The organism is Ruegeria sp. CF8, from assembly GCF_056537285.1.
In genome coordinates this window covers 1-1,088 of record NZ_JBQFRG010000024.1, presented here as the reverse complement: position 1 = coordinate 1,088, position 1,088 = coordinate 1, and the positions used below count along the sequence as shown (strand labels likewise).

Here is a 1,088-nt window from a genome sequence, read left to right as displayed (position 1 = left end):
GGCACATTCTAAACTGCGTTGCGACAATTCCCCTATCTTGCTGAAAAGCAAGGAGAACGGAAAATGGCACACACGGAATTAGATCTGCACGAGCGGCGCGCCATTGAGAACATGTTGAACGCAGAGATGCCCGTCAGCAAGATTGCGGTCGAGATCGGCAGGCATCGGTCCACGGTTTATCGAGAGATCAATCGGAACCGTTTCGAAGACTCCGAGTTGTCGCATCTGAGTGGCTACTATGGCGTCAAAGCACAACGAACGGCGCAGTCCAGACGCGCTCGGCGGCGCAAGCTGATCCGTTTGGAAAACCTGCGCGCACATGTCATCGACCGTTTGATTGCAGGTTGGACACCGGAACAGATCGCGGGCCGCCTCGGTTACGACGATCAGCCTGTCCGGGTCAGCCACGAGACGATCTACGCATATGTATACAGCGCTGAAGGCCAATCCGAACAACTGGCGCGGCACTTGCCGAGCAGACGTAAGAAACGCCGACCGCGTTATGCCAGACGCCCCAGAGGCCAGGTTTTTCCGCCGGATCGGTCCATTCATCAGCGCCCGGAATGCGTAAAAACACGCGAAGAATTCGGCGATTGGGAAGGCGATCTGATGATCTTCGAGCGCCATACAGGTAAAACGAACGTCGCCTCACTGGTCGAACGGAAGACCCGGTTTGCCGTGCTGTTTCGCAACAACGACCGCAGTTCGACGCACTTCATGAACAGACTGATGGATGTGATGGAACCCCTGCCCCAACCAGCACGACGCTCGATTACATTTGACCGGGGCTTTGAATTCCGGGAATGGCGCAGACTCAAATCCGGCATCGGAACAGAGAGCTGGTTTTGCGATCCTCAAGCGCCCTGGCAAAAGGGATCGGTCGAGAACCTGAACAAGCGTGCGCGCCGATACCTTCCTCGCGACACGCTCGTGGCGGCGCTCTCAAATCGCAAAATGAAGGCGATTTGCGACCGCCTGAACGGCACCCCCAGAAAGTGCCTCGGATGGCAAACTCCAACCGAGGCATTCAGAGATGAACTCATGAAACTGAGATAGCGGAAACCGTCGCAACGACCCTTGAGTTACCA

1 protein-coding gene is annotated in these 1,088 nt (G+C 56.2%); it reads left to right on the top strand.

The window, feature by feature from the left end; translation table 11 throughout:
- Positions 1-63: 63 nt before the first annotated feature.
- Positions 64-1,056: an IS30 family transposase gene (locus ACR0EV_RS23990; RefSeq protein ID WP_480802411.1), complete on the top strand. Its 993-nt coding sequence runs from the start codon at positions 64-66 to the stop codon at positions 1,054-1,056.
- The last annotated feature ends 32 nt before the right edge of the window (positions 1,057-1,088 follow it).

Coding starts and splice junctions, on each gene's coding strand:
- ACR0EV_RS23990 (WP_480802411.1), top strand. CDS start 64: ATGGCACACACGGAATTAGATCTGCACGAGCGGCGCGCCATTGAGAAC.